28 protein-coding genes are annotated in these 26,299 nt (G+C 71.2%); 15 read left to right on the top strand and 13 right to left on the bottom strand.

Annotation, left to right across the window (positions count from 1 at the left end; all coding sequences use genetic code 11):
- Window positions 1-67 precede the first annotated feature (67 nt).
- The 4 genes from BLQ34_RS00360 (at window position 68) to BLQ34_RS00345 (ending at window position 2,670) form a co-directional block, all read left to right on the top strand.
- Window positions 68-613 carry a hypothetical protein gene (locus BLQ34_RS00360; RefSeq protein WP_091780001.1) on the top strand — a complete coding sequence of 182 codons (546 nt, stop codon included), beginning with the start codon at window positions 68-70 and terminating at the stop codon, window positions 611-613.
- 112 nt (window positions 614-725) lie between these two features.
- A complete protein-coding gene (locus BLQ34_RS00355) occupies window positions 726-1,298 on the top strand; it encodes a PadR family transcriptional regulator (protein ID WP_091779998.1) in 573 nt (190 codons plus the stop codon).
- Window positions 1,299-1,387: 89 nt separating this feature from the next.
- On the top strand, window positions 1,388-1,810 hold the full coding sequence (locus BLQ34_RS00350) for a DoxX family protein (RefSeq protein WP_091779995.1): 423 nt from the start codon (window positions 1,388-1,390) through the stop codon (window positions 1,808-1,810).
- A gap of 26 nt (window positions 1,811-1,836) precedes the next feature.
- Complete coding sequence (locus BLQ34_RS00345) at window positions 1,837-2,670, top strand: alpha/beta fold hydrolase (protein WP_091779992.1); 834 nt, start codon at window positions 1,837-1,839, stop codon at window positions 2,668-2,670.
- Window positions 2,671-3,008: 338 nt separating this feature from the next.
- On the opposite strand, the gene BLQ34_RS00340 is transcribed toward BLQ34_RS00345, so the two are convergent.
- The 5 genes from BLQ34_RS00340 to BLQ34_RS18630 form a co-directional block, all read right to left on the bottom strand.
- Window positions 3,009-3,449, bottom strand: a complete 441-nt coding sequence (locus BLQ34_RS00340) for a DUF3237 family protein (protein WP_091779989.1) — start codon at window positions 3,447-3,449, stop codon at window positions 3,009-3,011.
- A gap of 169 nt (window positions 3,450-3,618) precedes the next feature.
- Window positions 3,619-4,704, bottom strand: coding sequence for a redox-regulated ATPase YchF (ychF, locus tag BLQ34_RS00335; protein ID WP_091779986.1), 1,086 nt, complete (start codon window positions 4,702-4,704; stop codon window positions 3,619-3,621).
- A gap of 96 nt (window positions 4,705-4,800) precedes the next feature.
- A complete protein-coding gene (locus BLQ34_RS00330) occupies window positions 4,801-5,766 on the bottom strand; it encodes an RND family efflux transporter (RefSeq protein ID WP_091779983.1) in 966 nt (321 codons plus the stop codon).
- A 69-nt stretch (window positions 5,767-5,835) separates the two neighbouring features.
- Window positions 5,836-6,714 carry a thioesterase family protein gene (locus BLQ34_RS00325; RefSeq protein ID WP_091779981.1) on the bottom strand — a complete coding sequence of 293 codons (879 nt, stop codon included), beginning with the start codon at window positions 6,712-6,714 and terminating at the stop codon, window positions 5,836-5,838.
- 57 nt (window positions 6,715-6,771) lie between these two features.
- Entirely contained in the window at window positions 6,772-7,677 is a 906-nt protein-coding gene (locus BLQ34_RS18630) for an NUDIX hydrolase (RefSeq protein WP_157692829.1), read from the bottom strand.
- Window positions 7,678-7,726: 49 nt separating this feature from the next.
- On the opposite strand from BLQ34_RS18630, the gene BLQ34_RS00315 reads away from it, so the two are divergent.
- Entirely contained in the window at window positions 7,727-8,932 is a 1,206-nt protein-coding gene (locus BLQ34_RS00315) for a DNA recombination protein RmuC (protein WP_091779978.1), read from the top strand.
- Here BLQ34_RS00315 and BLQ34_RS00310 read toward each other — a convergent pair.
- The 4 genes from BLQ34_RS00310 to BLQ34_RS00295 form a co-directional block, all read right to left on the bottom strand.
- Window positions 8,872-10,155 (bottom strand): cytochrome P450, encoded by a 1,284-nt coding sequence (locus tag BLQ34_RS00310; protein ID WP_091779975.1) that lies wholly within the window; start codon window positions 10,153-10,155, stop codon window positions 8,872-8,874. The two genes, BLQ34_RS00315 and BLQ34_RS00310, sit on opposite strands and share 61 nt — an antisense overlap.
- 204 nt (window positions 10,156-10,359) lie before the next feature.
- The gene (locus BLQ34_RS00305) at window positions 10,360-11,403 is read right to left on the bottom strand and encodes a Vgb family protein (protein ID WP_091779972.1); all 1,044 of its coding nucleotides are present in this window, start codon (window positions 11,401-11,403) and stop codon (window positions 10,360-10,362) included.
- 10 nt (window positions 11,404-11,413) lie between these two features.
- Complete coding sequence (locus BLQ34_RS00300) at window positions 11,414-12,478, bottom strand: helix-turn-helix domain-containing protein (RefSeq protein WP_091779970.1); 1,065 nt, start codon at window positions 12,476-12,478, stop codon at window positions 11,414-11,416.
- Window positions 12,479-12,509: 31 nt separating this feature from the next.
- Window positions 12,510-13,535 (bottom strand): 4-hydroxy-3-methylbut-2-enyl diphosphate reductase, encoded by a 1,026-nt coding sequence (locus tag BLQ34_RS00295; protein WP_091779967.1) that lies wholly within the window; start codon window positions 13,533-13,535, stop codon window positions 12,510-12,512.
- Between the two features lie 142 nt (window positions 13,536-13,677).
- On the opposite strand from BLQ34_RS00295, the gene xseA reads away from it, so the two are divergent.
- Window positions 13,678-14,940: an exodeoxyribonuclease VII large subunit gene (xseA, locus tag BLQ34_RS00290; protein ID WP_091779964.1), complete on the top strand. Its 1,263-nt coding sequence runs from the start codon at window positions 13,678-13,680 to the stop codon at window positions 14,938-14,940.
- 11 nt (window positions 14,941-14,951) lie between these two features.
- Window positions 14,952-15,248 (top strand): exodeoxyribonuclease VII small subunit, encoded by a 297-nt coding sequence (locus BLQ34_RS00285; RefSeq protein ID WP_091779961.1) that lies wholly within the window; start codon window positions 14,952-14,954, stop codon window positions 15,246-15,248.
- A gap of 26 nt (window positions 15,249-15,274) precedes the next feature.
- Here BLQ34_RS00285 and BLQ34_RS00280 read toward each other — a convergent pair whose 3' ends face one another.
- On the bottom strand, window positions 15,275-15,832 hold the full coding sequence (locus tag BLQ34_RS00280) for a DUF4245 domain-containing protein (RefSeq protein ID WP_231961362.1): 558 nt from the start codon (window positions 15,830-15,832) through the stop codon (window positions 15,275-15,277).
- A 95-nt stretch (window positions 15,833-15,927) separates the two neighbouring features.
- On the opposite strand from BLQ34_RS00280, the gene glpX reads away from it, so the two are divergent.
- The 4 genes from glpX (at window position 15,928) to BLQ34_RS00260 (ending at window position 20,287) form a co-directional block, all read left to right on the top strand.
- Window positions 15,928-16,959: a class II fructose-bisphosphatase gene (gene glpX / locus BLQ34_RS00275; protein ID WP_091779959.1), complete on the top strand. Its 1,032-nt coding sequence runs from the start codon at window positions 15,928-15,930 to the stop codon at window positions 16,957-16,959.
- A 64-nt stretch (window positions 16,960-17,023) separates the two neighbouring features.
- A complete protein-coding gene (locus BLQ34_RS00270) occupies window positions 17,024-17,941 on the top strand; it encodes a carbohydrate kinase family protein (RefSeq protein WP_091779956.1) in 918 nt (305 codons plus the stop codon).
- Window positions 17,942-18,032: 91 nt separating this feature from the next.
- Window positions 18,033-19,757: a fumarate hydratase gene (locus BLQ34_RS00265; protein ID WP_091779953.1), complete on the top strand. Its 1,725-nt coding sequence runs from the start codon at window positions 18,033-18,035 to the stop codon at window positions 19,755-19,757.
- Window positions 19,754-20,287: a beta-class carbonic anhydrase gene (locus tag BLQ34_RS00260; protein ID WP_091779949.1), complete on the top strand. Its 534-nt coding sequence runs from the start codon at window positions 19,754-19,756 to the stop codon at window positions 20,285-20,287. Before BLQ34_RS00265 ends, BLQ34_RS00260 begins: the two co-directional genes overlap by 4 nt.
- A gap of 93 nt (window positions 20,288-20,380) precedes the next feature.
- Here the strand turns inward: BLQ34_RS00260 and BLQ34_RS00255 are convergent, their stop codons facing one another.
- Complete coding sequence (locus tag BLQ34_RS00255; protein ID WP_091788946.1) at window positions 20,381-20,803, bottom strand: Ohr family peroxiredoxin; 423 nt, start codon at window positions 20,801-20,803, stop codon at window positions 20,381-20,383.
- 108 nt (window positions 20,804-20,911) lie between these two features.
- On the opposite strand from BLQ34_RS00255, the gene lhgO reads away from it, so the two are divergent.
- The 4 genes from lhgO to BLQ34_RS00235 all read left to right on the top strand — a co-directional run bounded on the left by lhgO (window position 20,912) and on the right by BLQ34_RS00235 (window position 24,218).
- Entirely contained in the window at window positions 20,912-22,111 is a 1,200-nt protein-coding gene (lhgO, locus tag BLQ34_RS00250; protein ID WP_091788943.1) for an L-2-hydroxyglutarate oxidase, read from the top strand.
- 156 nt (window positions 22,112-22,267) lie between these two features.
- Window positions 22,268-22,630: a GntR family transcriptional regulator gene (locus BLQ34_RS00245; protein WP_197674746.1), complete on the top strand. Its 363-nt coding sequence runs from the start codon at window positions 22,268-22,270 to the stop codon at window positions 22,628-22,630.
- On the top strand, window positions 22,627-23,529 hold the full coding sequence (locus tag BLQ34_RS00240; RefSeq protein ID WP_091779943.1) for an ABC transporter ATP-binding protein: 903 nt from the start codon (window positions 22,627-22,629) through the stop codon (window positions 23,527-23,529). Before BLQ34_RS00245 ends, BLQ34_RS00240 begins: the two co-directional genes overlap by 4 nt.
- Entirely contained in the window at window positions 23,526-24,218 is a 693-nt protein-coding gene (locus BLQ34_RS00235; protein WP_091779940.1) for a hypothetical protein, read from the top strand. Before BLQ34_RS00240 ends, BLQ34_RS00235 begins: the two co-directional genes overlap by 4 nt.
- 64 nt (window positions 24,219-24,282) lie before the next feature.
- On the opposite strand, the gene glmM is transcribed toward BLQ34_RS00235, so the two are convergent.
- Both glmM and rpsI read right to left on the bottom strand, forming a co-directional pair.
- Window positions 24,283-25,638: a phosphoglucosamine mutase gene (gene glmM / locus BLQ34_RS00230; protein ID WP_091779937.1), complete on the bottom strand. Its 1,356-nt coding sequence runs from the start codon at window positions 25,636-25,638 to the stop codon at window positions 24,283-24,285.
- A gap of 145 nt (window positions 25,639-25,783) precedes the next feature.
- On the bottom strand, window positions 25,784-26,290 hold the full coding sequence (gene rpsI, locus BLQ34_RS00225) for a 30S ribosomal protein S9 (protein WP_091779934.1): 507 nt from the start codon (window positions 26,288-26,290) through the stop codon (window positions 25,784-25,786).
- Window positions 26,291-26,299: the final 9 nt, after the last annotated feature.

The raw sequence follows: 26,299 nt of genomic DNA, 5'->3' as shown, positions 1-26,299 counted from the left end.
CCCTCCCCCGAGAGCTGAGATCTCGGTGGATCTGGTGGCCGGTCGTCGGCCGGTCCTACCATCAAGGATGGTCAGCTTCGGCCGCAAGCGCGGTCAGGACCGCCGCACCGGTCCCGACCCTGATGAGGATCCCGTGGTGCGGCAGTACCGCTTCCTGCTGAGGGAAGCCTCCCCGGACGCCGTCGAGGTGGCCCACTCCGAGGCGCTCCCCCGGCTCACCGACGACCAACGGCGGGCTGTGCTCCGGGCGGTGCAGGTCGGCCTGGTCGCGGGTCAGCGGCTCGGACCGGACGACACCGCGCAGCTGGCCCACCTGGTCGTGCTCGGCGAGCGCCGGTCGCCCCATGCCTTCCTGTCGACGTGCGACCCGTCGGCGCTGCAGGCGCTGGCGCAGGCGGTGATCCACAGCGAGGCGTGCTTCGGGCTGTTCGGCCGGTATGCCGGGTGGGACGGTGCCGACCCCGAGCCCGAGGATGACTCGGCCTGGGCGGATGCCGGGTTCAACCCCGACAGTGGGCGGTGGAACCCGGCCCGGAAGGGGCCCAAGGACTATGGGAGCGGCACCTACGGCGGTGCGGGTGCCGGGGGTGACGGCGGAGGCGGCGGAGGCTGAGTCGGACCAGGGTCCGGCCCCACCAGGAGGGCACCCTAGTGTTGGTGGGAGTTGACGCCCTGGCGGGCGCGCAAGCGGAGCGAGTCCGAGCAGATTGAGCGGAGGTGGGCGCATGTCGGCGACGAAGCTCCTGGCACTCGGTATCGTGCACCTCTCCGGCGGCGCGCATGGCTACCAAGTACGGTCCGAGCTGCAGAGCTGGCGTGCGGAGATTTGGGCCAAGATCAAGCCTGGCTCGATTTATCACGCGCTGAAGAAGGCGGCGGCTGACGGCTTCCTGACCGAACACGCCGAGCCGGGCAACTCCGGGCCGGAGCGCGTTCTGTACCGCGTGACAGCTCGGGGACGTGACGAGATAGTCGAACTGGTCCGCGACGGTCTTCGGCGCACCCATGACCCCACCATGCTCAACGCGTCGATCGCCATGCTGCCCATGCTGACCAGGACAGATGCCATCGCGCACGTCAACGAGCGGGTCGCGCGGCTGGAAGCGGAGCTCGTAGAGCAGGCCAAGTGGCGGGAGCACCCGACCCCCGACATTCCCGAACACGTCCGCGATCAGGCCGAACTGTGGGCGGGACATGCACGCACCGAACTGGAGTGGGCGAAGAGCCTGAGCAAACGACTTGCTGAGGGCGCCTACACCATGGCCGACGATCCGGGTTCGTGGCGAACTCTCGCCTAATCAATCTTGACTAGATGCTCCTCCGAGTCTACTTTGGCCGAGTAAACAAACTTGACTAGTCCCCAAGGCCGGGCGACAAGGAGGACCGAATGAGCACCAGGCTCGAGAACAGCTCGGAAACCGTGGCGCGCACGCCCGGGCGGGCGAGCAGCATCGGGGTCTGGAGTCTGCAAGTCGTGCTGGCGGCGATCATCGCCGGCGGCGGAATCTCGAAGCTCGCCGGCGACCCGGTCATGGTGGACATGTTCGCCGGCATTGGGGCTGGCCAGTGGCTTCGGTACCTGGTCGGAGCGCTGGAGGTCGTGGGCGGGGTTGGACTTCTGATCCCGGCTCAGGCGGGCCTGGCCAGTCTGGGTTTGGCGGCATTGCTGTCCGGTGCTGTCATCACCGATCAGCTCGTGCTCGAGCAGAGCCCTTGGCTGCCGCTCGCCCTTCTCGTCGCGGCAGCCGTGATCGCAAAGGCGCGGTGGTCGCGCACCGAGGCCGTCGTCGGCACGCTGCTCAGGCGCTGAGACAACCTCTCGAACGGAGATGTGAGATGAACGAGATGGCCTTTCGCGTGGCATCAAACGATGGGACCACCATCGCCTACGACCGGAAGGGAAGCGGCCCGGCTGTCGTCCTGGTAGGCGGCGCCCAGGACGACGGAGCCGAGAACGCTCCCTTGGTACCTGCTCTCGCCGAGCACTTCACGGTCTACAACTATGCCCGTCGGGGACGCGGCGCGAGCGGCTTCACCGAGCCCTACGCCGTGGAAAGGGAGATCGAGGACCTGGATGCGTTGATCGCGGAGGCGGGCGGCTCGGCACACCTGTTCGGGGCGTCCTCTGGTGGCGCTCTGGCGCTGGAAGCCGCCGCGGCCGGGTCAGCCATCGACACGATCGCCGTGTGGGAGGTGCCCTACGCGGTCGGGGACGACATACGCCCTCGATTCGAGGAGTACGCCGCGGACACCCGCCGCGCCTTCGACGCCGGGCGAGACGAGGAGGTTCTCGAGCTGTTCATGCGCATGACCGGCGCCTCCGACGACAACATCGCGGCCAGGAAAGCGGCAGGCAAGCAGACGGCACATTGGGCGGATTCGGTCGCCCTCGCGCACACGCTGGTCCACGACAGCCTCTTCCTCAACCACTACCAGGTGCCGGCCGCTCGACTGGCGACGGTCACGCAACCGGTCCTGGTCACCACCGGAGGGCCGATCACGGTCCCCTACATGGCAGGCCTGCCCTCGGACTTCTTCGACCGCGCAGCCGACGAGCTTGCAGACCTCCTACCCCACGCTCAACGGGAGACCCTGGAAGGGCCGGATCACGTCGTCGACCCACAAATCGTCGGCCCGCTGTTGCTACGGTTCTTCAGCAGCGAACACTGAGGGGCCGGCGACGTGTTGCGGGAAGACCGATGAGGCACCGCGCAAGCAGATCTTCGTCGCGCCATGGACACGGGGCGGACAGGCGCTGTCGAGGTTTGATGTCGTCGGCGGCATCACAGGCCTGATCCAGGGCGTGTTCGTCACCAACGTCTTCGTCACGACACAAGGCCGCCACGGCAAACATCCGCTCATGCCGCGGTCCGGGCCAGTGCGTCTCTCCGCCGCGTGAGGGACAGGCGACTCATCCCGAGCCCGATGAGTCGCGCATATCCAGGTTGACGAGGTGGCGGCGCCACGTCCACAGCACAGGTCGCTGGGCACAGGTGGACCTTTTGCCATCAGTCGGCGATGCGTTCCCAAATCAACTCGGCAACGTCCATGACGAGCTCCGGCTCCCCGTCCGGTGCGGTGGGTGCACGCACCTCTCCCACGCACACACAGACAACGTCGTTGAGGCGGCGGTAGCGCTCACTGTCACTGAGGTGGAGAACGGAGCCGACGATCTGCCGGCGGTCGGCGGGGTAGGAACGGCCGTAGCCGTGGCTCTCCATCATGATCGTCGCACCGTCGTCGGTCTCGATGACTGCGCGGAAGTCGGGGCAGAAGGGTCCGTCGCCGGTCCGGCGTCGCGGGAAGTTCGCGCCGTGGAGCCGGCCGGTGATCGAACCCTCGCAATGACCCTCGACTGAGAAGAAGTACTGCTCCCAGCCGCCCTCCAGCTTGATCCCCCAGCCTTCGGGGTAGTGAAAGCGAACCCGGTACAGGGGCTCAAGCCTCACGGGAATCTCCTCTCGGCCGGGCGCTGACCAATACCACCGGACCCATTTTCCGGGCGGCGACACCCTCCGGCAACGGTGACGCCGTGCGGGCGTTCAGGCCGGCTGTGATCCGGCCCAGCTGGACCAGCGTCTTGTCGACGCCGACCCATATGGCCTCTCGAGTCGGTTGTCAGACGTTGAAGCGGAACTCCACCACGTCGCCGTCGGCCATGACGTAGTCCTTGCCCTCCATGCGCACCTTGCCGGCGGCCTTGGCCGCCGCCATCGAGCCGGCCGCGTCGAGGTCGTCGTAGGACACGATCTCGGCCTTGATGAAACCGCGCTGGAAGTCGGTGTGGATGACGCCTGCTGCCTGCGGGGCGGTCCAGCCCTGGCCGATCGTCCAGGCCCGCGACTCCTTGGGCCCGGCGGTCAGGTAGGTCTGCAGACCGAGCGTGTGGAACCCGGTGCGGGCGAGCTGGTCGAGGCCGGACTCGGTGGCCCCGAACGACTCGAGCAGCTCCATCGCCTCGTCGGGCTCCATCTCCATCAGGTCCATCTCGAGCTTGGCGTTGAGGAACACCGCGTCGGCGGGCTCGACCAGCGAGCGCAGCGACGACTGGAGGGCAGCGTCCGAGAGCTGGTCCTCGTCGAGGTTGAACACGTAGATGAACGGCTTGGTGGTGAGCAGGCCCAGGCCGCGCGCAAGGTCGAGGTCGACCCCGGCAGCCGCGCCCGCGGCATACAGGGTGTGACCCTCCTCGAGCACCTTCTGCGCGGCGACCGCGTTGTCGAGCAGCGGCTTGGACTCCTTCTTGATCCGCGACTCCTTCTCGAGGCGCGGCACGGCCTTCTCGAGGGTCTGCAGGTCGGCGAGGATCAGCTCGGTGTGGATCGTCTCGATGTCGGACTCGGGCGAGACCTTGCCGTCGACGTGCACGACGTCGCCGTCCTCGAACGCCCGGACCACCTGGCAGATCGCGTCGGCCTCGCGGATGTTGGCGAGGAACTTGTTGCCCAGCCCCTCACCTTCGGACGCCCCGCGCACGATTCCGGCGATGTCGACGAACGACACGGTCGCGGGCAGGATCCGCTCCGAGCCGAAGATCTCGGCGAGCCTCTTCAGGCGGGCGTCGGGCAGCGGGACCACGCCGACGTTGGGCTCGATGGTCGCGAACGGGTAGTTCGCGGCGAGCACGTTGTTCTTGGTCAGGGCGTTGAACATCGTGGACTTGCCCACGTTGGGCAGGCCGACGATTCCGATAGTGAGAGCCACAAGGCCGAGAGTCTACCGGCGGGCGGACCTGCGGAAGGACGCCCACGCCCCCGGCAGCGAGCGCCCCTCCGTGACCCGGTCGGGCTGATCAGGCCCCTAGGTGAGGTCGTGCCGCACCTCGATGACGTGGTCGAGCACGTGGTCGAGGACGTGCTCCGGTATGTGGCGTGGTGGCCGCGCGCGGCACGCCGCCAGTGCCGACTCGGCCGCGTCGAGAGCGGACTCGGCGGACGAGAGCTCGGCGCGGGCGTCGTCGATGTCGAGCTGGATCGCCGGCCTCTCGGCCGCGGGGGCCTGGGCGAACGCGGTCTGCAGGTCGCGCAGCCGCCGCTGGGCTGCGTCTCGGACGACCTTGGCCCGGTTGACGGCGAGGGCCTCGGAGGCGCAGCGGTCGACCGTGTTGTCCACGACGAGCGCCCCGCTGAGCCGCCAGTCCTGGGTGACCACCGTCTGGCTCAGGATGGTGGTGCTCTGCTGGAAGGTGAGCCCGAGCTCCTTGGTGACCTCCGTGCTGGCGAACTCCGCACCGACCTCGTCATCGAGGTTCAGCGAACCCACTTCCACCTTCACCTTCTCCCACCAGGTCAGCGCATCCTTGCCTGCGCTGTGCACGGCATCGCTGACCTCCTCGCGCACTGCCGCCGTGGCTGCGTCCACGGTGTCGGGGTCGTCGCTGTTCAGCTCCAGAAGGTGTCCTGCGATGGCCACCGGGAGCGCCTCGACATACCGGTCGTAGGCGGCGAGCACGACGTGGTCGGGGGTGTCGTCGTTCTCGAGGAGGGTGACGACCGCGATGGCCTTGCGGAGGCTGTCACCCGCGTCGAGGTTGGTCGAGATCCGGCCGACGGACGCCGGGACCGCGAGCGCCGCGCCCGCGTGCACGTTCTGGGCGATCACGGTCCTCGGACTGTGCGGGTGGTTGACGCGCACCGGCGTCGCAGTGCCCAGGGTCTGGTCGGTGACCCACAGCAGCACCGGCCACAGGTAGGGCTCCGAGCCCCCCGACGCGTCGCCCTGCACTCGGCACTGCAGGTGGTCCAGCCTCAGCTCGATCTTGGTCATGACGAAACTCCCCCCGGGTTCGGCCTGTGTGAGGAGGAGGTGCGAGAACCTGCCCAGATACCTTTCGGGTCAGCTGCGTTGCGGCGGCGCCGAGGCCCGCGCGAGCTGCCGGGAGAGCGCCACCAGGCGGCCTTCGCTGTCCCAGACCTCCGCGTCCTCCTCCAGGAACCCACCCGCGAGGGTGCGGTTGGTGAGGTTGACCCGCAGCCAGCCCGGTGCCGGACGGGCCCGCACGTGGGCGGTCAGCTCGAGGGTGGGGGTCCAGCCCGGCAGCCCCAGCTCGAACGCCACCGGGGGCAGCGCGTCGACGGCGAGGAGCAGCAGCAACGGGTCGGGCTCGCGGCCGTCGGCCATCCGCAACCAGCCACGGATCACCCCGTTCCCGCTCGGCTTGCCCAGGGCCCAGCCGGTGGTGGCCGGATCCAGGCGCATGTCGAGCCGCTCGAGCAGGGACGCGTGCTTGAGGAAGTCGGGCGGTGCCTGCCGCGACGAGATGCACCCGTCCGGCGGCGGCAGGTCCGGCGGCTGGGCCGAGGTCGTGAGGTCGCCCCCGCCCGACTCGAGGTCGCCGTACGTCGCGAGGAACCGGACGCGTTCGACCTCGCCGCCCTGCCCGTCGTCCTGCAGCAGGGAGGCCTGGCCGGAGGACACCGCTCGCCCGCGCCGGGCCACGGAGGTGCGTACCGTCGCCCGCCCCGGGACCCCCGGTGTCAGGTAGTAGGCGCTGATGGCCAAGGGGTCCGGGTGGGCCGGCCGGTCGCCTTCGGCGGTGCCGAACTCCGCGGCCAGGGCGCGGCCCGCGATGGCCAGCAACACGCCACCGTTGACGCCGCCGCCGATCCGCCAGCCCTCCCCCAGGGCCGAGTCGTAGACCCCCGGCTCGCCGTCCCTGGCCACCGCGGTCGTGCCCCGGTCGAACTCGCTGCCTGCGTCGATGTCACCACTCACCCGCCCAGTCTCGCGGACGGCGGATCCCGCCGCGCGGCATACGTGGCCCACCTCACCTCACAGCGCCGGCAGCCCGTCCTCGAGGTATGCCGTGGGGCCGGCGTGAGTGGCGAGGAAGGCGAGGAGCCGCTGGTTGTAGGGGGCGACCCGCGCCTCCCACTCCTCCTCGGCAGCGAAGTGCAGGGCGCGGATCTCCCTGCGCTCCAACGTGGTCCGCGCGATGAGGTCAGGGTCGGCGACGCCCAGGTCGAACACGAACACGGTGGCATCGCTCCAACCACGCCACGGCGGGAGCCAGTTCACGGCCAGCAGGCCCTGCACCTCGACGTCGATGGCGAGCTCCTCGCGGACCTCGCGGACGAGGCAGGTGGCCGGCGACTCGGACGGGTCGACCACACCACCGGGCAGGTCCCACTCGGCCTTGTAGGTGAGCTCGCACAGGAGCACCCGGCCCTCCCGGTCGCGCAGCACGCCCTGGGCGATCGCCCGCTTGGTGGGCAGCGAGGAGTTGAGGAGCGCGATGAAGCCGTCGCGACTGTCGGGCTCGGCGTCGTCACGCAGCCGCGCGAGCACCATGACGTCTCCGCGCTCTCCCCGCTCCACGAGCGACCCGCGGGCGACCCCTTCCTTGCGCATCCCGGCGCGCAGCGCCGCTCGCACCGAGGATCGCTCGGCGTCGGGCACCCGCGCTTCGACGCGGTGCACGTCGAGGCTGGCGAACGTCCAGCCGACGACGAGGCGCAGGGCCCGCTCGACGATGCCGACCTCGCGGTAGTCGGCGACGACCGCCCAGATCAGGTCGGCGTCACCGGAGCCGTCCACGATGACCTCGACCCGACCGACCTGCTCACCCTCCCAGACGACCACGAAGGCGAAGGCGTCGTCGTCTCCGTCCTGCGGGGGCACGCCGCGCAGGACGAGGTCGTCGCCGTCCGACAGGTCCGGCAGCTCGGGCGTGGGCACCCGGCCAGCCTAGACACGGCTGTCGGCGCCGGGTGGCATGGTCCTGTCCATGGAACTCGTGGGCATGCTCCTCCTCGGACTGGTCCTCGGCGTCGCCGCAGGTGGCGCGGGCGGCTGGTGGCTCGCGCGCGGGTCGGCCGCGAGCGCCCTGGCCTCCGCCCGCACCGAGGCCGACCTGCTGCGCGAGCGGGTGGTCGACCTCGAGGCGGCGGTCTCGGACGACGCGCAGACGGCGGCGGCCCTGGTGCCCCTGCGCGAGGCGCTGGTCCGGGTCGAGCAGCAGGTCGGCACCCTGGAGCGCGACCGCACCAGGCAGTTCGCGGCGCTCGAGACGACCATGGCGGCGGTGCACGAGTCGACCGCGTCGCTGGGACGCCAGACCCAGTCGCTGGCCGGCTCGCTCAACTCGTCCACAGTGCGTGGTGCGTGGGGCGAGGTGCAGCTGCGTCGCGTGCTCGAGCACGCCGGCATGCTGGCCCGCTGCGACTTCGACGAGCAGGTGAGCCGGGTCAGCCGGCACCAGCGTCAGGTGCGACCCGACGTGGTCGTGAGCCTGCCCGGCGACAAGCACCTCGTCATCGACGCCAAGGCGCCGATGGGTGCCTTCCTCGCAGCCCAGGCCGACGACCTCCCGCCCGCTGAGCGCACCACGCTGCTGCGCTCCCACGCGGCGTCCCTGAAGTCGCATGTGGCGTCCTTGGCGGCCAAGGACTACTGGAGCGCGTTCGAGAGCACCCCCGAGATGGTGGTCTGCTTCGTCCCCAGCGACGCGATGCTCGCCGCAGCGCTGTCCGCAGATCCTGCCCTGCACGAGGACGCCATGGCCCGCCGCGTCGTCCTCGTGGGGCCCGGCGCGCTGCTGGCGCTGCTGCGCACGGTGGCCTTCACCTGGCAGCAGGACGCCCTGACCGCGCACGCCCGCGAGGTGATGACCCTGGGCCGCGACCTCTACGACCGGCTGGGCACCCTGGGCAGCCACACGATGCGGATGGGCACGGCCCTGACCCGGTCGGTCGAGGCCTACAACCAGCTCGTCGGTGCCCTGGAGTCCAGGGTGCTCGTCTCCGCCCGCCGGATGCACGAGGCCGGGGTCGTGGAGCGACCCCTGCCCAGCCCGCAGCCCCTCGAGACCGGACCGCGGGTGCTCACCGCCATGGAGCTCCTCGAGGCAGCCACGGCAGACGCCGAGCGGCCTCAGCTCGACTTCGAGGAGCCCACGCCGCCGAGGTGGACCGGCAGGGAGTCGACCGCGTAGACGATCGACTGGTCGCGGAACCGCAGCGACTCGGGCGACGCGGCGAGCGCCAGCTCGGGAAAGCGACGCACCAACCGCGGGAACGCGATCCGCAGCTCGAGGCGAGCCAGCTCCGCGCCGACACAGCGGTGGAACCCGTATCCGAACGCGACGTGCGGCGACGGCGGCCGCTGCGGGTCGAAGGTGCCGAGATCTGGCCCGACCCGCTGGTCCCGGTCGGCCCGGCTGAGCGCCGCGATGACGACGTCGCCCTTCTGGATCCGCTTGCCGAACAGCTCGAGGTCCTCCTTGGCGAACCGCGGGAACGCGATCTGCACGACGCTGAGGTAGCGCAGCATCTCCTCCACGACCCGGTCGATCGAGCTGTCGTCGTCGCGGACGAGGTCGAAGTGCTTGCGGTCGCGCAGCAGCACCAGCGACCCCAGCGCGAGCATGCTCGCGGTCGTCTCGTAGCCGCCGGTGAAGACTCCGTCGGCCAGACCCGCGACCTCTTCGTCACTGACGTCGTCACCGACCGCCGCGAGGATCCGCCCGAGCAGGCCGTCGCCCGGGTCGACCCGCTGCTTGCGGGTGGCGTCGAGCAGGAAGAGCTGGCTCTGCGAGATCGCCCCGAAGGCGCCGGCGCCGCCAGCCGTGACATCGAAGCGGGCATGGCTCAGCGACCGGAACCGCTCGCGGTCCTCGACCGGCAGACCGAGCAGCTCGCAGATGACGAGGAACGGGATCGGGAACGCGAAGTGCTCGACCAGGTCGACGACCGGTCCGTTCACCTCCATCTGGTCGAGCTGGGCGTCGACGATGGCCTCGATGCGGGGCGCCAGCCGGTGGATGCGACGCATGGTGAACTCGGGCGTCAGCAGTGCCCGCAGCCGGGTGTGCTCAGGTGGGTCGGTGAAGCCCAGGCCCCCGACGCTGGCGCCCGCGGCGCCGACGTAGGGGCGGATGTCGTTGCTGAACCGGCGCTGGTCGGCCAGGACGGCCTTGGCCTCCTCCTGACCCGAGACCAACCAGATGTTCATCCCGAACATGTGCGCCAGCCGGTGCACCGGGTCGGGAGCGGTCGAGCCGATGCGGTGCACCGGGTCCAGGCCCGACCTGCGTAGCGGGCGCAGCAGGCGACGCGGCACGGCCTCGAGGCTGGAGAGGTCGACGGGGCCACCGCCGGTCGCGCGCGCGACGAGCCGCTGCGTCAGCCGCGCCCGCGCAGTGGTCAGGCCGATCATGGGTCACAAGGTACCCGCGTGAGCGCCCCCTGGAAGGAAGGCTCCGCTGAACCGTGACACGCGTCGCAGCACCCCGATCCCCACTCCTGGCCACCCGTGCCGCACAGGGTGGGCGAAGCCGCAGGTCACGGGGCATGAGTGGCCAGAAGTCGGGTCTGGAAAGGGCCTGGCCCGCCGTGGGCACGAGCTGGCGACAACGGTGGCTCAGCGCAGGACGAGGTGCCAGACGGAGCCGTCGTCGAAGTGCGTGACCCAGACGCCATCGGCACTGGGTGCCACCACCGCCGGACCAGCGCCGACCTGCACGCGTTCGACTGCTGCGCCGGTGGCGGCGTCGATCCTGGTCACGAGGTCGCCCACGTCGTCGGGCACCCAGACCCACTTCCCGTCGGCCGACGCCTTGAGGTTGACCGGGGACGCCCCGGCGGGGGCCGGCGGACCCACCGGAGCGAGAGTCGTCGTGTCGAGACCGGTGACGGTGCCGGACTTCACGTTGGAGACCCAGACGCGGCCGTTCGTCGCCGCGACGTAGCCCGGCCGGTCTCCCCCGGTCGGCACCGGGGTGGCCTGCCACGACCTGGGGTCGATGCGCAGGATCGCCGACGCGCCGGTCGTGTCGTCGCCGACCCAGAGGTAGCCGCCCTCCTCGACCAGGCCACCGGCATTGACCTCTCCGACGGAGCGGGTGCTGCCCTTGTTCGTGGCCGGGGTGATGCGAGTGATGCTCTGGCCATTGCGGTTGCTGACCCAGACCGCGCCCAGCGCCCCGATCGTCTCGTAGGACGCGGCTCCCGTGGCCACCGACGCCAGCACCTTGCCCGACCTGGGGTCGACCCGGTCGACGACGCCGGACTGGGTGGTGACCCAGACCGACCCGGCGGCCACCTCGACTTCGCACGGCGTGGCGCTCACGGCATACCTGGCTCGCACCCGACCCGAAGCAGCGTCGACGGCGACGAGCTTCGCCGCCTTGGCGTCGGTCACCCAGACGGTGTCGCCGGACACGGCGACCCCACAGGCGTTGCCGCCGACCTCGACCTTGGTGGCGACCGTGGTGGCCCGACCGTCGGTCGACGCCATCACCCCACGAGGCGCCTCGGTCGACGTCGCGCCCGACGAGGCGGACGACGCCGACGAGGCCGCGGCCGTCGACGCTCTGCCGCCCGCGTCACCTCCGCCTCCGCAGGCCGCCACGAGGGCCGACGCCAGCGCCGCGACGAACCAGCTCGGCCACCGAGGGGTGCTCACACCGGGGAGCCTAGAACTGGGACGAGTCAGTGTCGAGATTTTTCGACACTGAGACCACCGAATCGTGACCTGAGCTGGTCGACGACCACCTCGACACCGTCCCCCGCCGGCTGTAGACCGTGCTGTGCCCGGCGCCGACCGCCGTCTCCACGAGGCCCGCGGCGCGCAGCAGGGCGAGGTGGTGCAGCAAGGTCGTCCGTGGCGCCCCGACCTGGTGGGCCAGCTCCTGGGCGGTCAGGCCGCCCGCGCCCAGCAGGTCGAGCACGTGCAGCCGCACCGGGTCGGCGAGCGCACGCGCCCCGAGGAGCAACGCGTCCTCACCGTCCTCGTCGGCGGCGGGCGGGTAGCCGATCAGGGTGCGGCGCAGCTCGTCGACCACCACGACGACCGGCGCCATGGCGGGTGCCGGGAACAGCACCACGCGGCTCGGTGCGGGGTGCGGGGCGTAGGCCAGGGCCGGGGCGACCGCCGCCAGCAGGCGGGCGGCGCCGTGCCTGGCCAGGTCGGCGCGACGCCGGCGGGCCTCGAGGCGCAGGTCGGCGCGCAGGCTGGCCTCGCGCTCGGGCGGCAGCAGCAGGCCGCGCCACGTCGACAGCACGCGGAGCACGTGCGCCTGGACCTCCACCGGGTCGGACCGCAGCAGCCACGGCGTGGCCTCGAGCACCGTGTCGTCGCCGGCGAGCACCGCCCTGAGCTCGCTGCGAGCGCCGCGGTCTCCGGCGAGCGCGGCGACGAGTGTCTCCCTCGACACCAGCTCGAGCAGCTGCCGCCGGCCGCCGCCGAGCATGGTCAGGTGCAGCTCCACCGGGTCGCTGGCGGCGAGCCGGGACAGCAGGCTCTCGACCGTGCGCGGACCGCGCCCGGCCCCGGCGACGGACAGCAGGTTGATCCACCCGAACCGTCCGGGCGCCCGCACGTCGCCGAGCAGGTCACGCCGCGCCATACCCGACACCTCGCGCGCCAACGCGGGGCCGCCGTCGAGGACGTCCCGCCACCGCGGGTCGGCCACCGACGCGACCGAGGTCAGCAGGTGGTAGGACGTGCCCGAGTCGACCACGACCGTCTGGGACGGCATACCGCGGACGCTACTCGACTCAGCCGGCGCGTCAGTGCAGCGAGCCGGCCTCTTCGAACGCGCCGTCGTGGCGCATCTTGTCGCTCATCCCGCGGGCCTTGAGGTCGCGCCGGATCTCGTTGGGCAGCGAGAAGAGCAGGCTCTCCTCCGCGGCCACGACCGGCGTGACGTCGGCATAGCCGCGCTCGCCGAGGTAGGTGAGCACGTCACGCACCAGCACCTCGGGCACCGACGCCCCGGAGGTGACGCCGACGGTCCGGACGCCGTCGAGCCAGGTCTCGTCGATCTCGTCGGCGTAGTCGACCAGGTGGCCGGCCCGCGAGCCGTGCTCCAGCGCGACCTCGACCAGCCGCACCGAGTTGGAGGAGTTGCGTGAGCCCACGACGATCATCAGGTCGCAGTCGGGAGCCATCTGCTTCACCGCGAGCTGGCGGTTCTGGGTGGCGTAGCAGATGTCGTCGCTCGGCGGGTCCTGCAGGGCGGGGAACCGCTCGCGCAGCCGACGCACCGTCTCCATCGTCTCGTCGACCGAGAGCGTGGTCTGCGACAGCCACACGACCTTGTCGGGGTCGCGGACCGTGACGTTGGCGACGTCGTCGGGGCCGTCGACCAGGGTGATGTGCTCCGGCGCCTCACCCGAGGTGCCGACGACCTCTTCGTGACCCTCGTGGCCGATCAGCAGGATGTCGAAGTCGTCGCTCGCGAACCGCACCGCCTCACGGTGCACCTTGGTCACCAGCGGGCAGGTGGCGTCGATGGTCTTGAGGCTCAGCGCCTTGGCCTCTTCGTGCACCACGGGCGCGACGCCGTGGGCGGAGAAGATCACGGTCGCGCCCTCGGGCACCTCGTCGGTCTCCTCGACGAAGATCGCGCCGCGCTTCTCCAGCGTCGTCACGACGTGCTTGTTGTGCACGATCTCCTTGCGCACGTAGACCGGCGGCCCATAGAGCTCGAGCGCCTTCTCGACCGTCACGACGGCCCGGTCGACTCCGGCGCAGTAGCCGCGCGGAGCCGCCAGCAGCACACGCTTGCCGGCCTGGTCAGTCGTCTGGGTCATGGCTCCATCGTAGGTGGCGCTCGGCGACCACCCCAATCCGCGGTGCGGGTATGCCGCGTGCTCACCGCGCGGCGCGCCCCCGCGCCTTCTCCGTGGCTCGCGAGTGGCTCAGAAGGCGTGCGGAACCTCCTAGAGTGGGCGCGTGAGCGGACCGGACCAGCGACCGGCGCTGCCGGAGAAGGCCGCCGACACCTCGGCCGAGTCGCCCTGGCCGGTGCGGCTGCTGAGCATGCGCATCGCCGAGTACGTCGAGAAGATGTCGGTCCTGTGGGTCGAGGGCCAGGTCGTGCAGCTGACCCGCCGCCCCGGCCAGCGCACCGCCTACCTCACGCTGCGCGACCCGGACGTCGACATGTCGCTCTCCGTCGCGATCCAGGTCAACGCCCTCGACGCCATGCCCACCCCGCTCACCCAGGGAGCCCGGGTCGTGCTCCAGGCCAAGCCGGTGTTCTGGACCCAGCGCGGGTCGCTGATGCTCGACGCCCGGCAGATCCGTCCCGTGGGGGTGGGCGAGCTGCTCGCCCGGGTCGAGCACCTCAAGCGCACCCTCGCCTCCGAGGGACTCTTCGACCCCGACCGCAAGAAGCCGCTGCCCTTCCTGCCCCGCACCGTCGGGCTGGTGTGCGGGCGGGCCGGGGCGGCCGAGAAGGACGTGGTCGAGAACGCCCGCCGCCGCTGGCCCACGGTCCGGTTCGAGATCCGCGAGGTCGCGGTGCAAGGAGGCTCGGCCGTGCAGGAGGTGATGGCCGCCCTCCAGGAGCTCGACGCCCGTCCCGAGGTCGACGTCATCGTCATCGCGCGAGGCGGCGGGTCGGTGGAGGACCTCCTGCCGTTCAGCAACGAGGCGCTGGTCCGAGCGGTCGCCGCGGCCCGCACGCCGGTGGTCTCGGCCATCGGCCACGACGTCGACACCCCGTTGCTCGACCACGTCGCCGACTGGCGCGCCTCCACCCCCACCGACGCCGGCAAACGGGTGGTGCCGGACGCGCAGGCCGAGCGGCACGGCATACGACACTCGCGTGACCGCGGGCGCCGCGCCCTGCACGCGCGGATCGCGAGCGAGCGGCGCCACCTCGTCGCGCTGCGCTCACGCCCGGTGATGGCCCGTCCTGCGGCGATGATCGACGCGCGACGCCAGGAGCTCGACGCGCTCACCGACCGCGCCCACCGCCGCGTGCTCGCGGCGGTGCACCGCGCCGCCGACCAGGTGCTCCACCTGCGTGCGCAGGTGCGCACCCTCTCGCCCCTGTCCACCCTCGAGCGCGGGTATGCCGTGGTGCAGCACCGCGACGGCCGCGTCGTCGTCGACCAGGACGAGGTCACCGTCGACGAGCTGCTGCGGGTGCGGGTGGCACGGGGCGACTTCGCCGCCAGCGTCGTCGGGCTGCCGGGGGCAGCGGGCTAGGCTCCTGCACCATGGCCAAGGGAGCAGACAAGCCGACCGCAGACGTCGAGCCCGACGTCGAGCCCGATGTCGAGCCCACTGTCGAGGGCGATGTCGAGGGCGCCAACGCCGACGTGGCCGAGCTGACCTACGAGCAGGCCCGCGACGAGCTGATCGACGTGGTCGCCCAGCTCGAGGGCGGCCAGCTCGGGCTCGAGGAGAGCATGCGGCTGTGGCAGCGGGGCGAGGCGCTCGCGGCGCACTGCAGCACCTGGCTCGACGGGGCCGAGGCCGCGCTCACCCGGGACGACGACGCCCAGCAGGGCTGAACCGCCGCCCTGTCGACGGCGCCGGGTCAGCTGGCCGGGACCGGGCGGAGCGTCTCGGCGAAGGCGGTCAGCTCGTCGAAGGTGCCGGTGCCCGTCACGATCGTCGTCAGCTCCGCGGCGCTCTGAGCGCGGTGGACCAGGCTGTTCTGGACCTTGCCGCTGCGGACGTAGGTGCCCCAGGTCTTGCCGGCCGCCTGCACCTCACCGGTCTGGGTGGCGCGGTTGGTCTGGGCGGCAACCCACTCGTCGGTGGCGTCCTTGGTCTGCTCGACGGCGACGTAGTTGCCGGTCGGCGACTGGTAGCCGGCGTGCCAGGTCATCAGGCCGCCGGTGGAGCGGACGTAGCGGACGCTGGTCGCCTTCCACCCGTCGGGCAGCGCTTCGGGCCGGTCGATCGGCCAGCCGGACGTGCGAGCCACCTCGACCGACGCCCCGGCCACGTCCACCGGCGGCTGCGACACGCTGTTGACCCGGGGCACGATGGCGATGAGCGCCGCCACGATGACGCCGATGACGAGCAGCGACCGGACCATGTTGGCCACGGAGCCGTTGGCGTACGAACTGCGGGGGGCGGGCGTGCTCACTCCCCATCGTCCACGACAGGCCCACCCCGGCGCCAACTGCCCCCACCACCGATAGGCTGCGGGCGCTCACCCGCCGTCGCGTGAAGGATCGATGCATGTCCGAGCAGCACCTGCCCTCGTCCCTGCGTGTCGGTGGGGAGGCACCCGACCGCAACCTCGCGCTGGAGCTGGTGCGGGTCACCGAGGCAGCTGCGATGGCCGGTGGCCGGTGGGTCGGGCGCGGCGACAAGAACGGCGCCGACGGGGCCGCGGTCGAGGCGATGCGGGCGCTGATCAGCACCGTCTCGATGAAGGGCGTCGTGGTCATCGGCGAGGGCGAGAAGGACGACGCCCCGATGCTCTACAACGGCGAGGAGGTCGGCGACGGCAACGGTCCCGAGTGCGACGTGGCGGTCGACCCGATCGACGGCACCACGCTGACCGCCAAGGGACAGTCCAATGCCGTCTCGGTGCTGGCGGTCTCCGACCGGGGCAGCATGTACGACCCCTCCGCGGTGTTCTACATGGACAAGCTCGTGACCGGTGCCGAGGCGGCCGACGTCGTCGACATCCGCCTCCCTGTCGCGGAGAACGTCAAGCGGATCGCCAAGGCCAAGAAGGAGTCGGTCGCGGACGTCACGGTCGTCATGCTCGACCGGCCGCGCCACCACGAGCTCGCCCAGGAGGTGCGTGACGCCGGGGCGCGGTTGCGCTTCATCTCCGACGGCGACGTCGCAGGCGCGATCATGGCGGCCCGCGACGACACGGGCATCGACCTCCTCCTGGGCATCGGCGGCACCCCTGAGGGGATCATCACCGCCTGCGCGATCAAGTGCCTCGGCGGCGTGATCCAGGGTCGGCTGTGGCCCCAGGACGACGACGAGCGCCAGCGCGCCGTCGACGCGGGGCACGACCTCGACCGGGTCCTGTCGACGGACGACCTGGTGACCGGCGAGAACTGCTTCTTCGTGGCCACCGGGATCACCGACGGTGAGCTGCTGAAGGGGGTCCGCTACCGCGCGGGAGGGGCTACCACCCACTCCCTGGTGATGCGCTCGAAGTCGGGGACCATCCGGCTGATCGAGAGCCACCACCGGCTCGCCAAGCTGCGCGCCTACTCCTCGGTCGACTTCGACCACGCCGGCTGAGCGCGGCACCGGCGCCGACACCACGTCAAGCTCGTCCCGTCACCTCCCGCAGAAAGGCAGCTCCGTGAACGTCAGGAACCTCGTCATCGGAGAGGCGCTGGTCGACATCGTCCTCGACAGCACGGGCAGCAGCGCCGAACACGTCGGGGGCAGCCCGGCCAACGTCGCGATCGGGCTCGCCCGGCTCGGGGAGGACGTCGACTTCGCGTGCCGGCTCGGCCGGGACGAGCGCGGTGAGCGGATCGCCACGCACCTGCGCTCGCACGGCGTGACGGTCTTGCCCGAGAGCTTCGGCGACCTGCCCACCTCGACCGCCCTGGCTACGCTCGACGAGCACTCCACCGCCACCTACACCTTCGACCTGCACTGGGACCTGCCCACGATCCCCGTCCCCGCGGGCACCGGCCACGTGCACACCGGCTCGCTCGGCACGATCCTGGAGCCCGGCGCCGAGAGCGTGACCAAGGCCCTCGTCGCGGTCCGCGAGCACGGCACGGTGTCCTACGACCCCAACATCCGCCCGGGCATCATGGGCGAGCTGGAGCCGGTGCGGACCCGCGTCGAGGAGCTCGTCCGCCTCAGCGACGTGGTCAAGGCGTCCGGTGACGACCTGGCCTACCTCTACCCCGAGGAGAGCACCGAGGCGGTCATGACGCGGTGGCTGGGCGAGGGTCCCAGCGTCGTGGTCGTCACCCTCGGCCCCGACGGCGTGGCCTACCGCGTCGCCAGCGAGCCGGGCGAGGGTCGCGCCCCGACCGCCGCCCGGACCGTCGTCGACACGGTGGGTGCCGGCGACTCCTTCATGGCGGGGCTGCTGTCCGGGTTGCTCGCCTCGCGCCTGCTCGGGGACCCGGGTGCGCGCGAGCGACTGCGCAGCGCGACACTGGAAGACGTCCGACCGGCCGTGGCCCGCGGCATCGCGACCAGCGGCATCACGGTCGGCAAGGCCGGGGCCTACGCCCCTGCGCTGGACGAGCTGTAGCCCCACCAGCACCCGAGCAGGCCGAGGACCCGGCAGGTCCGACTGCGAGCACCGCGGCACTGCGAGACCGACGACAGGAGCACGACGACCGATGGCCGACTTCAACCCCGGGCCCGACTTCGACTACGTGGACCTGTTGCCCACGGGTCCGGACCAGACCGAGTACCGGCTGCTGACGACCGAGGGCGTCTCCACCGTCGAGGGCCCCGGCGGCCGCACCTTCCTCCAGGTCGAGCCGTCGGCGTTGCGACTGCTCACCGAGACGGCCATGCACGACATCGCGCACTACCTGCGCCCGGCCCACCTCGCCCAGCTGCGCCGCATCATCGACGACCCCGAGGCGAGCAACAACGACAAGTTCGTGGCCCTCGACCTGCTCAAGAACGCCAACATCGCCGCCGGGGGCGTGCTCCCGATGTGCCAGGACACGGGCACCGCCATCGTGATGGGCAAGCGCGGCCAGCAGGTGCTGAGTCCCGGGGGTGACGAGAGAGCCATCGCCCAGGGCGTGTACGACGCCTACACGAGGCTGAACCTGCGCTACTCGCAGATGGCGCCGATCACGACGTGGGAGGAGAAGAACACCGGCTCCAACCTCCCCGCCCAGATCGAGCTCTACGCCGACACCGCCGAGGGGCACGAGACGGCATACAAGTTCCTCTTCATGGCCAAGGGCGGCGGGAGCGCCAACAAGTCGTTCCTCTACCAGGAGACCAAGGCGGTCCTGAACCCCGAGCGGATGCTGGCCTTCCTCGACGAGAAGCTGCGGTCCCTCGGCACCAGCGCCTGCCCGCCCTACCACCTGGCCATCGTCATCGGTGGCACCAGCGCCGAGTTCGCCCTCAAGACAGCGAAGTACGCGTCCGCGAAGTACCTCGACGAGCTGCCCCGCTCCGGCTCGCCGACCGCTCACGGCTTCCGCGACACCGAGCTCGAGGAGCAGGTGCTGGAGCTGACCCGGAACTTCGGGATCGGTGCCCAGTTCGGCGGCAAGTACTTCTGCCACGACGTACGGGTCGTGCGGCTCCCCCGCCACGGCGCCTCGCTCCCCATCGCGATCGCGGTGTCCTGCTCGGCCGACCGCCAGGCGCTCGGCAAGATCACCCCCGAGGGCGTGTTCATCGAGGTGCTCGAGAAGGACCCGGCACGCTTCCTGCCCGAGACGACCGACGAGCACCTCGAGGGCTCGGGCGCCTCCGACACCGGCTCCGGCGCCGGCGACGACGTCGTGCGGATCGACCTCAACCGGCCGATGGACGAGATCCGGGCCGAGCTGACCAAGTACCCGGTGAAGACCCGCCTGTCACTGTCCGGGCCCCTTGTCGTGGCCCGTGACATCGCGCACGCCAAGATCAAGGAACGGCTCGACGCCGGCGACGGCATGCCGCAGTACCTCAAGGACCACGCCGTCTATTACGCCGGTCCGGCCAAGACGCCCGAGGGCTACGCGAGCGGCTCGTTCGGTCCGACGACGGCCGGGCGGATGGACTCCTACGTCGAGCAGTTCCAGGCCGCGGGCGGGTCGATGGTGATGCTCGCCAAGGGCAACCGCTCCAAGCAGGTCACCGACGCGTGCGACGCCCACGGCGGCTTCTACCTCGGGTCGATCGGTGGCCCCGCGGCCCGGCTGGCCCAGGACTGCATCAAGTCCGTCGAGGTGCTCGAGTACCCCGAGCTCGGCATGGAGGCGGTGTGGAAGATCGAGGTCGAGGACTTCCCCGCCTTCATCGTCGTCGACGACAAGGGCAACGACTTCTTCGCCTCCACCATCAAGCCGATGGCCATGTCCATCGCCAAACGACCAGGACTGCTATGAGTGAGAACGCTTCTGCCGCAACGACTTCCACCAGTGGTGGTTTCGACGACCTGCTGGCTGCGAACCGGCGCTACGCCGAGACCGACTTCGCCACAGGCGGCTTCGACGGCATCGCCCACGCGGGCGTGGCCATCGTCACCTGCATGGACTCCCGCATCGACCCGCTGAGCCTGCTCGGCCTCAAGCCCGGGGACGCAAAGATCTTCCGCAACCCCGGTGGTCGGGTGAACGCCAGCGCACTGGAGGCGCTCGTCCTCGGTGTCCACCTGCTCGGCGTGGAGCGGATCCTCATCGTCCCCCACACCCGGTGCGCGATGGCCAGCAACAGCGAGGCCGAGCTGCGCGAGCGGGTCGGCGAGTCGGCCGGTCGGGACGCGTCCTGGCAGTCCTTCCACGTCATCGACGACCAGCGCGAGGCGCTGATGGCTGACGTGCGCGCGGTCCGCTCGCACCCGCTCATCGGCGACCAGGTCGCGGTGGGAGGCTTCATGTACGACGTCGACACGGGCCTGCTCGACCAGCTCGTCTGAGCGCGAGGCGCCTCGAGCTCGGCTGGCTCCCGGCGCACGGCGCCGGGTGCGCCGTGTGGTGACCACGCGGCACAGCGCACCGCTCACAGGCGGTCAGGCCAGGGCGACGGTGACGTCGATGTTGCCGCGGGTCGCCTTGGAGTAGGGGCAGCGCTCGTGGGCGGCGTCGACGAGCTGCTGGGCGGTGCCGCGGTCGAGACCGGGCACGTCGGCGACCAGCGCGACCGCCAGCCCGACACCGGTGTCGGTCTTGCCGAGGGTGACCGTGGCGGTCACCGTCGAGTCCGAGGTGTCGAGGCCCATCGCGGTGGCGACCGAGTTGAGCGCGTTGCCGAAGCAGGCGGCATACCCGGCGGCGAACAACGTCTCGGGATTGGCCTTGGGGTTGGCCTTGCTCCCCGGCTTCCCGAGCTTGAGGTGGACGACGCCGTCCTCGCTGGTGACGTGCCCGGCGCGACCGCCCTGGGCCGTCGCGGCGATGGAGTAGAGCGGTTCGGTGAGGGACTCGTGGGGCATCTCGGCTCGCATTCGGTGGTGGCGGGTGCTGACATCCTCGGTCCGGACGCCACGGGTGACAACCCCGCGGGACGACCCCCGGATTCCGCACCGGCCTAGGCTGTGACGATGCCGACACCGGTGCGGGTCCTCGTCGTCGGCGGCGGGATCATCGGACTGGCCGTCGCCGAGCGGCTGGTGCAGGAGCGCCCGGGCGCTGAGGTCACCGTGCTCGAGAAGGAGACGTCCTGGGCGGCCCACCAGACCGGCCGCAACAGCGGAGTCATCCATTCAGGGCTCTACTACCCGCCCGGCTCGCTCAAGGCGACGCTCTGTCGGGCGGGTGCCGCCTCGATGGTGGCCTTCGCCCGGGAGGAGGGCGTCCCGCACGAGGTCTGCGGCAAGCTCGTCGTCGCCACCCGCGTCGACGAGCTGCCCGGTCTCGCCCGCCTCCAGCACCGTGGGCTCGCCCACGGGCTGCACGTCACCCGGCTGTCTCCCGAGGCGGCCCGCGAGTACGAGCCGCACGTCGACGCTCTGGCCGCGCTGCACGTCGCCGAGACCGGGATCGTCGACTATCCCGCGGTCTGCGCGGCCCTGGTCCGCCGACTCGAGGCCGCCGGCGCCCGGTTGCTGCTCGGCACCGAGGTCCTCGGGTCGACTTCCTCCGGTCGCGCGGTGGTCGTGCACACCACCGGCGGCGACGTGCGGGTCGACCAGGTCGTCGCCTGCGCGGGGCTGCAGGCCGACCTCGTGGCCCGCCGACTGGGGCACCGACCGGCCGCGCGAATAGTGCCGTTCCGGGGCGAGTACCACGAGCTGCGACCCGAGGTGCGTCACCTCGTGCGTGGACTCGTCTACCCCGTGCCCGACCCGGCCTTCCCGTTCCTCGGCGTGCACCTCACCCGCGACACCGACGGCCACGTCCACGCCGGCCCCAACGCCGTGCTCGCCCTCGCGCGGGAAGGCTACGACTGGCGCACCGCGCGCTGGGCCGACCTGCGCGACACCCTCACCCACCCGGGCTTCTGGCGCCTCGTGGCACGTCACCACCGGGCCGGGGCCGGCGAGGTCGCGCGGTCGCTCTCCCGGCACAGGTTCGGCGACAGCCTGCGCCGGCTGGTGCCCGAGCTGCGCGACGACGACCTCGTAGCGGCGCCGGCCGGGGTGCGCGCCCAGGCCGTGCGGGCGGACGGCTCGCTGGTCGACGACTTCCTCATCGAACGCGCCGGGTCGGTCGTCCACGTCCTCAACGCGCCCTCCCCCGCGGCCACCAGCGCCTTCGAGATCGCCCGCCACATCGTGCGCCTCCTCGGCGACGCCCGCTGACCAATCCTGGTGCGCCGCAGGCCTCTTGGTGATGCGCACCGCGACCGGCAAGGTGTGCCGCCGGGCAGGTCCGCGGTGCACCACTTGACATGCGGAGAGGTCCGGTTGCATGGTTAGTTACATGAGTAATGAACCGGCTAACCAAAAGGGAGTCCAGTGATGGACGACGGCCGGCCGATCTTCCTCCAGATCGCCGAACAGATCGAGGGCTCGATCATCGACGGCTCGATCGAGGAGGAGAGCCAGGTCCCCTCGACCAACGAGCTCGCCGCCTTCCACCGGATCAACCCGGCGACCGCGGCCAAGGGCGTCGCCCAGCTCGCGGCCGACGGGGTCATCTACAAGAAACGGGGAATCGGCATGTTCGTGGCGACCGGGGCGCGGGCGCGGCTGCTCGAACGACGCCGGCAGGACTTCGCGCGGCAGTTCGTCGCGCCGCTCATGGCCGAGGCGCACAAGCTCGGCATCGAGCCCGACTACGTGAGGAAGCTGATCGACGTGTGGGAGGACGACCAATGAGCATCATCGAGCTCACCGACGTCACCAAGCGGTTCGGAGACGTCAACGCCCTGACCGACGTCTCGATCCGCTTGGAGGAGAACGCCATCCACGGCCTGCTCGGGCGCAACGGCGCCGGCAAGACGACCCTGATGCAGATCCTCACGGCCCAGGCGTTCGCGACCTCCGGCGAGGTCCGCGCATTCGGTGAGGACCCGTGGGAGAACGCGCGCGTCCTCGACCGGATCTGCTTCATCCGTGAGGGGCAGCACTACCCCGACAACTTCACCGTCCGACACGTGCTCACGGCGGCCCGGATCTCCTTCGCGGAGTGGGACGACGAGCTCGCCACCGACCTCGTCGAGCAGTTCCGGCTGCGGACCGGGCAACGGGTCAAGAAGCTGTCCCGCGGCCAGCTGTCCGCCGTCGGGGTGGTCGTGGGCCTGGCCTCCCGCGCGCCACTGACGATCTTCGACGAGCCCTATCTCGGGCTCGACGCGGTGGCCCGGCAGCTGTTCTACGACCGCTTGCTGGCCGACTACTCGGAGCACCCTCGCACCGTCGTGCTGTCGACGCACCTCATCGACGAGGTGAGCAACCTGCTCGACCACGTCGTGGTGCTCGACCAGGGGCGGGTGATCCTCGACGAGGACACCGACGTCCTGCGCGGCAGCCTCGTCGTCGTGAGCGGGCCGCGAGCCGCGGTGGACGACTTCGCGGCCGCCCACGAGGTGGTGCACCGGGAGAACCTCGGTGGCTTCACCCGGGTCACCGTCCGTGGGGCGCCCGCCGGAGCCGCCGAGCGGCAGGGGCTGCGCCTCGAGCCCGTCTCACTCCAGCAGCTGGTCGTGCGCGCCACCACCGGCCCCGCCCTGCGTCCCGAAGCCATCAGCCACCCCGAGGAGGTCCACCTCTCATGACCGCCGCCCTGAAGACCCTGCGCATCCACCTCCTCCCGGGACCGATGGCGCTGTTCTGGCCCTGGCTGATCGTGGCGATCTCGTTCGTCGTGAACCTCGCGATCTTCGCCCTCACCGACGTGCCGGTGGCCGACCGGCAGACCGGTGGCATCGCCTCCCTCTACGGCGTCGCGATCTTCGCGAACCTGTCGTTGTGGACCCAGGTCTTCCCCCTGGCGCTCGGGCTGGGAGCGACCCGCCGCAGCTTCTTCCAGGGCACCTGCCTCTACGTCCTGGGCCAGTCCGTGCTCGCCGGGGTCGTCCTCACCGCCCTGCACGCGCTCGAGGGCGCCACCAGCGGCTGGGGCGTCCACATGCGCTTCTTCAGCCCGTGGTTCCTCCAGGACGGCAACCCGGCCGAGCTGTTCCTCACCTACACCGTGCCGTTCCTGTTCGTCTCGGCGCTGGGGATGCTGATGGGGACCGTCTTCAAGCGCTGGGGCCAGAACGGCATGTTCCTCCTGTCGACCGCCAGCCTCCTGCTCGGCGCGGCCGCGGCGGTGCTCATCACCTGGCGGCACGGCTGGGGCGCGGTCGGCCGGTTCTTCACCGAAACCACCACGCTGGCGCTGACCAGCGGCTACCCGCTGGTCCTCGCGGTGGCGCTGGCCGGCGCCGCCTGGCTGGTGCTCCGCCGCGTCACACCCTGACCCCGCGCCATACCCCGCCTCGGTCGGCTGACCTGATCGAGGCGAGGTATGGCGGGTGGTGCGGTCAGAGGGAGAGGCGCGCCCTGACGACCTCGACGAGGCGGTCGGCGACCGCCTGGGCCTGCTCCTGCTCGCCGGCCTCGACCATCACGCGGACCACCGGCTCGGTGCCCGACTTGCGCAGCAGCACCCGACCGGCGCCGGCCAGGGCCAGCTCCTCGGCCCGCACCGCCGCCTGCAGCTCCTCGTCGGACTCGACGCGCGACTTGTCGACGCCCTTGACGTTGACGAGCACCTGCGGGAGCCGGCGCATGACAGTGGCCAGCTCGGCGAGCGGTCGGCCGGTCTCGGCGACCCGGGCGGCCAGCATCAGGCCGGTCAGCACGCCGTCGCCGGTCGTGCCGTGGTCGAGGAAGATGACGTGGCCGCTCTGCTCGCCCCCGAGCGAGAAGGACGACGCGCGCATGTCCTCGAGCACGTAGCGATCGCCGACGGCGGTCTGCCGCACCACGATGCCCTCGCGCTCCATCGCCTGCAGCAGGCCGAGGTTGCTCATCACCGTGGCGACGAGGGTGTCCTGGGCCAGCGCGCCCCGGGACTTCAGCGAGACGGCGAGGATCGCCATGATCTGGTCGCCGTCGACCTCGGTGCCGCTGGCGTCGACGGCCAGGCACCGGTCGGCGTCGCCGTCGTGGGCGATGCCGAGGTCGGCGCCCTTGGCCAGCACGGCCGCCTTGAGGTGGTCGAGGTGGGTCGACCCGTAACCGTCGTTGATGTTGAGGCCGTCGGGCTCGGTGCCGATCTCGATGACCTCGGCACCGGCCAGCCGGAACACCTCCGGCGACACCGAGCTGGCCGCGCCGTGGGCGCCGTCGATGACCACCTTGATGCCGTCGAGCCGGTTGGGCAGGACGGTCAGCAGGTGGGAGATGTAGCGGGTGTGGCCGTCGGGCATGGTGACCACGCGGCCCACGTCGGCGCCGGTCGGTCGCTCCCAGTCCTGGTCGAGCCGCTCGGCGATCTCGTCCTCGATCCGGTCGTCGAGCTTGTGGCCGCCCGCGGCGAAGAACTTGATCCCGTTGTCGGGCATGGCGTTGTGCGAGGCGGACAGCATGACCCCGAAGTCGGCGTGCGTGTCGGCGGTGAGGAACGCGATGGCCGGCGTCGGCAGCACGTTGGCGTGGTAGACGTCCACCCCGGCCGACGCGAGCCCGGCGATCACGGCCGCGGACAGGAACTCACCCGAGGCCCGGGGGTCCCGCCCGACCACCGCCTTGGGGCGGCGCCCCGCCTGCCGCGCCGCGTCGCCGAGGACGTGGGCGGCGGCCACGCTGAGGCGCAGCGCCAGCTCGGCCGTGATGTCGACGTTCGCGAGCCCGCGAACCCCGTCGGTACCGAAGAGTCGTGCCGTCGTGGGCATGGAGGAGAGCCTTTCGATCGGGCGCGCGATCGGCCGCCTCGTGGGCCGGGCCGGACGCGGGCATCTGGCGGAAACCTACCGCCAAACACGCCGGAGGCGGCACCCACGTGGGGCGCCGCCTCCGGACGGGAACTGCAGGGGCAGATCAGCGCTTGCTGTACTGCGGAGCCTTGCGGGCCTTCTTGAGACCAGCCTTCTTGCGCTCCGGGACGCGCGCGTCACGGGTGAGGAAGCCGGCCTTCTTGAGCGCCGGACGGTTCAGCTCCTCGTCGACGCCGTTGAGCGAGCGGGCCACGCCGAGGCGGACCGCGCCGGCCTGGCCGGAGGGGCCGCCCCCGTGCACGCGGACGAGCACGTCGTAGGCGCCATCGAGCTCGAGCACCGTGAGGGGCTCGTTGACGATCTGCTGGTGGACCTTGTTCGGGAAGTACTGCTCCAGGGTCCGGCCGTTGATCTTCCACTCGCCGGTGCCGGGCACGATGCGCACGCGGGCGATGGCCTGCTTGCGGCGACCGGTGGCCGCGCCGGGCGCGGAGGCGGTGGGGCGGCGAACCGGCTCGGCACCCGCGACGGGGCCCTCCGACTCGGAGGTGTACTCGGTCAGCTCGACCTCGTCGCCCTCGACAGCGGTCTCAGTGTTGATGTCAGTCACAAGAAATCC

Origin of the sequence: Pedococcus dokdonensis (assembly GCF_900104525.1) — a bacterium.
Classification (GTDB): Bacteria; Actinomycetota; Actinomycetes; order Actinomycetales; family Dermatophilaceae; genus Pedococcus; species Pedococcus dokdonensis.
Note: the sequence above shows the minus strand (reverse complement) of the source record. Positions and strands in the feature narration are given on the sequence as shown.

Bases quoted from the DNA above. Each gene is read 5' to 3' on its own strand.
- BLQ34_RS00345 (WP_091779992.1), top strand. From the start codon at position 1,837: ATGAACGAGATGGCCTTTCGCGTGGCATCAAACGATGGGACCACCATC.
- BLQ34_RS00260 (WP_091779949.1), top strand. From the start codon at position 19,754: ATGAGTGAGAACGCTTCTGCCGCAACGACTTCCACCAGTGGTGGTTTC.
- BLQ34_RS00310 (WP_091779975.1), bottom strand. From the start codon at position 10,155: ATGATCGGCCTGACCACTGCGCGGGCGCGGCTGACGCAGCGGCTCGTC.
- BLQ34_RS00285 (WP_091779961.1), top strand. From the start codon at position 14,952: ATGGCCAAGGGAGCAGACAAGCCGACCGCAGACGTCGAGCCCGACGTC.
- glpX (WP_091779959.1), top strand. From the start codon at position 15,928: ATGTCCGAGCAGCACCTGCCCTCGTCCCTGCGTGTCGGTGGGGAGGCA.
- BLQ34_RS00300 (WP_091779970.1), bottom strand. From the start codon at position 12,478: ATGCCGTCCCAGACGGTCGTGGTCGACTCGGGCACGTCCTACCACCTG.
- BLQ34_RS00330 (WP_091779983.1), bottom strand. From the start codon at position 5,766: ATGACCAAGATCGAGCTGAGGCTGGACCACCTGCAGTGCCGAGTGCAG.
- glmM (WP_091779937.1), bottom strand. From the start codon at position 25,638: ATGCCCACGACGGCACGACTCTTCGGTACCGACGGGGTTCGCGGGCTC.
- BLQ34_RS00360 (WP_091780001.1), top strand. From the start codon at position 68: ATGGTCAGCTTCGGCCGCAAGCGCGGTCAGGACCGCCGCACCGGTCCC.
- lhgO (WP_091788943.1), top strand. From the start codon at position 20,912: ATGCCGACACCGGTGCGGGTCCTCGTCGTCGGCGGCGGGATCATCGGA.
- BLQ34_RS00265 (WP_091779953.1), top strand. From the start codon at position 18,033: ATGGCCGACTTCAACCCCGGGCCCGACTTCGACTACGTGGACCTGTTG.
- BLQ34_RS00255 (WP_091788946.1), bottom strand. From the start codon at position 20,803: ATGCCCCACGAGTCCCTCACCGAACCGCTCTACTCCATCGCCGCGACG.
- BLQ34_RS00355 (WP_091779998.1), top strand. From the start codon at position 726: ATGTCGGCGACGAAGCTCCTGGCACTCGGTATCGTGCACCTCTCCGGC.
- BLQ34_RS00315 (WP_091779978.1), top strand. From the start codon at position 7,727: ATGGAACTCGTGGGCATGCTCCTCCTCGGACTGGTCCTCGGCGTCGCC.
- BLQ34_RS00295 (WP_091779967.1), bottom strand. From the start codon at position 13,535: ATGACCCAGACGACTGACCAGGCCGGCAAGCGTGTGCTGCTGGCGGCT.
- BLQ34_RS00350 (WP_091779995.1), top strand. From the start codon at position 1,388: ATGAGCACCAGGCTCGAGAACAGCTCGGAAACCGTGGCGCGCACGCCC.
- BLQ34_RS00240 (WP_091779943.1), top strand. From the start codon at position 22,627: ATGAGCATCATCGAGCTCACCGACGTCACCAAGCGGTTCGGAGACGTC.
- BLQ34_RS00235 (WP_091779940.1), top strand. From the start codon at position 23,526: ATGACCGCCGCCCTGAAGACCCTGCGCATCCACCTCCTCCCGGGACCG.